This window comes from Bradyrhizobium pachyrhizi (assembly GCF_001189245.1).
Lineage (GTDB): Bacteria > Pseudomonadota > Alphaproteobacteria > Rhizobiales > Xanthobacteraceae > Bradyrhizobium > Bradyrhizobium pachyrhizi.
On the sequence record NZ_LFIQ01000086.1, the window covers coordinates 1 to 4,174 of the forward strand.

At 58.6% G+C, this 4,174-nt stretch carries 6 protein-coding genes; 1 reads left to right on the forward strand and 5 read right to left on the reverse strand.

What is annotated here, in order from left to right:
• Positions 1 to 193: 193 nt before the first annotated feature.
• On the reverse strand, positions 194 to 388 hold the full coding sequence (locus AKL29_RS19930; RefSeq protein ID WP_050385316.1) for a hypothetical protein: 195 nt from the start codon (positions 386 to 388) through the stop codon (positions 194 to 196).
• A gap of 610 nt (positions 389 to 998) precedes the next feature.
• Between AKL29_RS19930 and AKL29_RS19935 the strand changes: the two genes are divergently transcribed.
• A complete protein-coding gene (locus tag AKL29_RS19935; RefSeq protein WP_050385317.1) occupies positions 999 to 1,238 on the forward strand; it encodes a hypothetical protein in 240 nt (79 codons plus the stop codon).
• A 115-nt stretch (positions 1,239 to 1,353) separates the two neighbouring features.
• Here the strand turns inward: AKL29_RS19935 and AKL29_RS19940 are convergent, their stop codons facing one another.
• The 4 genes from AKL29_RS19940 to AKL29_RS40840 all read right to left on the reverse strand — a co-directional run bounded on the left by AKL29_RS19940 (position 1,354) and on the right by AKL29_RS40840 (position 3,709).
• Complete coding sequence (locus tag AKL29_RS19940; protein WP_050385318.1) at positions 1,354 to 1,572, reverse strand: hypothetical protein; 219 nt, start codon at positions 1,570 to 1,572, stop codon at positions 1,354 to 1,356.
• A gap of 34 nt (positions 1,573 to 1,606) precedes the next feature.
• Entirely contained in the window at positions 1,607 to 1,810 is a 204-nt protein-coding gene (locus AKL29_RS19945) for a hypothetical protein (RefSeq protein WP_050385319.1), read from the reverse strand.
• Between the two features lie 1,048 nt (positions 1,811 to 2,858).
• Positions 2,859 to 3,041, reverse strand: coding sequence for a hypothetical protein (locus AKL29_RS42070; RefSeq protein WP_152977683.1), 183 nt, complete (start codon positions 3,039 to 3,041; stop codon positions 2,859 to 2,861).
• A gap of 383 nt (positions 3,042 to 3,424) precedes the next feature.
• The gene (locus AKL29_RS40840; protein WP_082190635.1) at positions 3,425 to 3,709 is read right to left on the reverse strand and encodes a hypothetical protein; all 285 of its coding nucleotides are present in this window, start codon (positions 3,707 to 3,709) and stop codon (positions 3,425 to 3,427) included.
• Positions 3,710 to 4,174: the final 465 nt, after the last annotated feature.

A 4,174-nucleotide genomic window follows, 5' to 3' on the forward strand; every position in this document is an offset into this window, starting at 1 on the left:
AAGGGAATCCCTAGAGTCCACAACGCCTAGAGGCCGGTGCTGGGGCCAGTCATCCTAAAGATGAATCGGGACGTGACCCGAGAAGTTCAAGATTAACACCGGTATCAGGAATTGCCACGTTTTCCCGTGCAGTTTGGCAGCGGCGGGAAGCGTTTGCGCTCATGCGAACAGGTCTTCGCCGGCCTTCGCGTTCTCAGACAACCCTGATTTTCTCCTTGAGCTTGCGGTTGATGAGCATTTCGGCGCGTCGCTTTGCCAGCTCAAGCAGCCTCGTGCGCACGGTACTGCGTATCGATTTATCGTCGAGTTCAATGACGATCTCGAATTGATCGTCGTATTGGTGGGTGACGCTGAACGGAACGCCTCGGTGCTGGTAGGTCGTGGGCATGTCAGTGATTTAGCAATCGACGCGCGCGGGAAGCACCGGGAAGGTACGGGGGATCATCCCACTACGAGAATAGCCCCATGCAACCGGATCACCGATCACAAAACGAATTGCGGGCGCTACGACGCGCGCCTGTGTCCCGGGTGCTGGTCAATGGTTCTCTTTGCCGCGGCGATCGCTTCCCGCGAGCTTTGATAGGTCATGGTTCTAATGGTTTGCCGGCCGCCCAGAGGCGCTATCTCAACTAGGAAGCCGCCGCCAGGTTGCTCGACGAGCAATAGCCGGTGCCCTGAATATTCAAGTTCGTCTGCCACTTCCGCGGCCTCCACCGGTGCTCAAGACAACGACTGTTCTGTTGGCTGTGTTCCAAAGAGGCGGGGGGACTTTCTCGCGGCGCCGCCGAAACTCTCACCGCTCTCTGGGCCACCAGGTCGATTGCGGGCTCATGGCGGAGATCTTCGTGGTGCGCAACTCCACGAGGTGGCTGCGCTTGGTATCCCTTGGGCAAGGTCTGCGAATTCCTTGACCGACCAATGGTAGGCACCACTGTAGTACAGCCGCTAAGGTTCGTGGGATTGCTGATCACGCCGGTAAGCGCTGAAATCGCGCTCCTATGAAGAATTACCCCACCAAGATCACGTTCGGCGAAATGCGCGAGACGGGCGCAACGCGCATCATCGTTTTCTGCCACGACTATCGGTGTTCTCATAACGTCCAAATGGATGCATCGAAATGGCCGGACGAGATGCGCCTTTCGGATCTCGAGCCGCGATTCACCTGCACAGTCTGCGGCAAGCGAGGCTCGATCATCCGATCGGTTGATGTTCCGGTGAAGATGGGGGCGGGCGCTTAATGGAAATAGGTCAATCCTCCCGCCACGATCGCTAGGACGAAAGCCAAGGCGGCGGCTGCGATAATCCAAGGCATGTCGTGGCGTTCTCTGGGAGTCATCCGCAATTGCCCTTCCGTTAGGGATGGAGAAGCGAAAGCAGGCGTTGGCGGTTCTGTTCCCGGTCGAGCTGATTTTTACGCATCACTTCGAATTCGGCTTGAATCTTGGTGGTGTCTTCGTTCAGCCTCTTCAATTCAATTAAACGGGCCTCAAGGTCTGCGAGCCGCCTTTCGCCTTCGACCACATCGATCTCAATCTGTCTAAGCTCGTCAATGATCGCGTCTTTGTAGTACATCGTCGGTGTTACAAATTGCGTACTGCTGAGGGTCCTAATGCGTCTTTCCGGCTGGCTCGCGGCTCTTGGTCTCGCGAGCCAAGCGCTCGGCCTTTAGCCTCTCACGATTCTCATGGAAGGCCTTTTGCGCTTTCTCGTAATCGCTCAAAGCTTTTTTCGCTTCCGCCTGTCTGAATACCTTGCGGGCTTCTCGTTCGGCACCTGCCGATGCGGCCCTCCGCTCTCGAAAGCCGACCATTGCTGAACTCCTCCTGTGGGCTCAATAATGGTCAACGCATAGAGCTGGCTTTTGATCCTATTGGTCGGACCAGTAGCGGGAGAAGGAAGCGAGCGGGCTTTGGTTGCGCCAGGGCACGGGTGCATCGATTATCGCTGATCCCGCATCGGCTACGGTTACGCTCCCGAGCGTCGACGATGCTCGCCCTGAACTTCGCGACGCCTTCCGCGCGCTCGAGGCGGCATACAATGCTCTCAAACAGGCCGGCGCGGCGCAAAAGGCGGCGTGGGACCAGTACGCCGCATGGGAGCGCAAGAACCCCCGTCCCGGCGCACCGCGGGCATATAGGAAATGGTCGCGCCGTTCTGCCGGTCCTGCAAGACGAGCTTGATCTCGCCAGCAAGCTTGATGGCTACGAGCGAGCTCAGAAGGACTACCGCAGTGCGCAGAACGTTCTTGGGAGCGTGCGAGCCAATGATTTCGGCGAACTGTCTCTGAAGTCGATGGCTTCGATGGCCTACGAGGGGGCGATCCTGGACGACCCAAGCGCCCGCCATCATCTGCGAAACGAAAAGCAGATCGTGGCGTGGTCGATTGCCTTTGACGTTACGTTGCTGCTTCACGGTCGACGGAAGCCTCGGCGCTCACCGGTTAGTTCGCCGAGGTTGCCCGGCGAGCGAAGCAGAGCGGAACCGTAATCTCGGCCACTGATCCCGCTCTGGAAGCTATCGCAACACTCCGGCGGGCCACAGCGGACCACCTAGCCGCCATCCTCGCTACCGACGCCACCGAGCCACGGACTGATGCTCGCTGGGACGCCGAAGACCGCCAAGAGGCGGCCTGCGATCGTGAGGCGGATGCTACTTGGATGCTGGCTAAGACTATCGACCCTGGCCGGCATTGCCGGCGTGTTGGAGTACGTCAACCAGTTCGAACTTTCGGGCGACGTCTGGCCAGTAGAGGAAGCCTACGGTATCGGCCCGGACAGTTGGCACTACAAGCTAAGGCAGACGATGGCCGCAGCAGCCGTCAACTTAGCCTAGCGTGAAGGCGCGAGGAGCCCGCCGGATCACGCCGGCGGGTTTCCCTTTAACGCAATTTCCATTGTTTCAGGCGGTCGACCGCGGCGCGCGCTATGTTCGGTCATGGCTTTCACCGCCTCATCTTCGTCGGCGCAAAAAGCGATGCTTCGCCGATCGGCAAACACGAGCCACTGGCGAAGGCCAACTTCCCTGATGACGTACTCGGTCATTTTCGAGCGTCCTGCAGCGAGTGGACTACATCTTATGCAAGCGACGTTGCTGTTCCATTAATCAGAAGCCGGCCCAGACGGTGAGCGCGCACCGAAAGGGGCAAGTCTTTCATTTCGAATGGAAAGGCAAAGTCGAGTATGCAGAGAGCGCTATCGAAGGCGCGGGGGCTTGCTGTGATGGGTGCCGCTGTTCGATAAGCCATCATCTGCCTGACTTGGGCGGCGGCTTGGATCTGATCCCAAAAAGTACGCCGCCGGGCTTGAAATGCAGCATCCCGGCGGCGGTCTTCCAACTGGCCCTGTCCCCGCAACACAGCGGTAGCAGCGCGGTCAACACACGCGAGTGATGCAGATCAATCCTACCGACGGGCTTTTGCGCGAAATCACCAGCGGCGATAACCGCCGTGATAGCCGTAACCCCTATGATAACCGTAGCCCCTGTGCACGTATCCGTAACGACGGGCGCCGTAGCCACGATAGCCGTAACCGTAGCCGTACCCCCTGTAGACGGGCGCCGTGCGGACACAGCCGTTCGGGCCGCAGACTACGGCGACGTTCTCGACGTTTGAAGCGGGAGAAAGTATGGCGAGCGGCATCGCCGACGCGCTTCCTGCCGCAGCAAGGCTGCCGAGCGCAGCAAGTCCAACAAGTGCAAATTTAAGCTTCATGGGGTTTCCTCTCGTGGAATCTAAGGCACCCCACACTGTAGGAAGTTGAACGTGAATGCTGGATGAGCAGGCCGGCCGTTTTTGCGTGACGAAAATGCGGCGCGCTTATGCTCTGCGCGGAGTGTCTCCAAGCGGCCCCTAGGAGCATCCGGAACGATGAGGGTGCCAAAGTCCAGACTAGCTAAATGCGATAACGAGCAGGCCCGAGCACAACAGCACAAGGCAGGTCGCGATTAGCGCGAGGAATCCATCGGACACGAAGTCATGGTTACGCATGATACACCTCCCTGTCGCGGATGGGAGGCTGGTCCGAATTTATTAAAGATTTCGGAATCGGGTTTTGGCGAGGGCGGCTAGCTACAGTCTTTGCTGCCCAACTTCACGAAACCCGTGTGGATCATCGAAATAGTCCCGAGAAAAGACGCCGCCGGTCTCAAAATACACGCCCGGCGGCGTTTCCTTCCT

Coding starts and splice junctions, on each gene's coding strand:
- AKL29_RS19930 (WP_050385316.1), bottom strand. CDS start 388: ATGCCCACGACCTACCAGCACCGAGGCGTTCCGTTCAGCGTCACCCAC.
- AKL29_RS19940 (WP_050385318.1), bottom strand. CDS start 1,572: ATGTACTACAAAGACGCGATCATTGACGAGCTTAGACAGATTGAGATC.
- AKL29_RS42070 (WP_152977683.1), bottom strand. CDS start 3,041: ATGACCGAGTACGTCATCAGGGAAGTTGGCCTTCGCCAGTGGCTCGTG.
- AKL29_RS19935 (WP_050385317.1), top strand. CDS start 999: ATGAAGAATTACCCCACCAAGATCACGTTCGGCGAAATGCGCGAGACG.
- AKL29_RS19945 (WP_050385319.1), bottom strand. CDS start 1,810: ATGGTCGGCTTTCGAGAGCGGAGGGCCGCATCGGCAGGTGCCGAACGA.
- AKL29_RS40840 (WP_082190635.1), bottom strand. CDS start 3,709: ATGAAGCTTAAATTTGCACTTGTTGGACTTGCTGCGCTCGGCAGCCTT.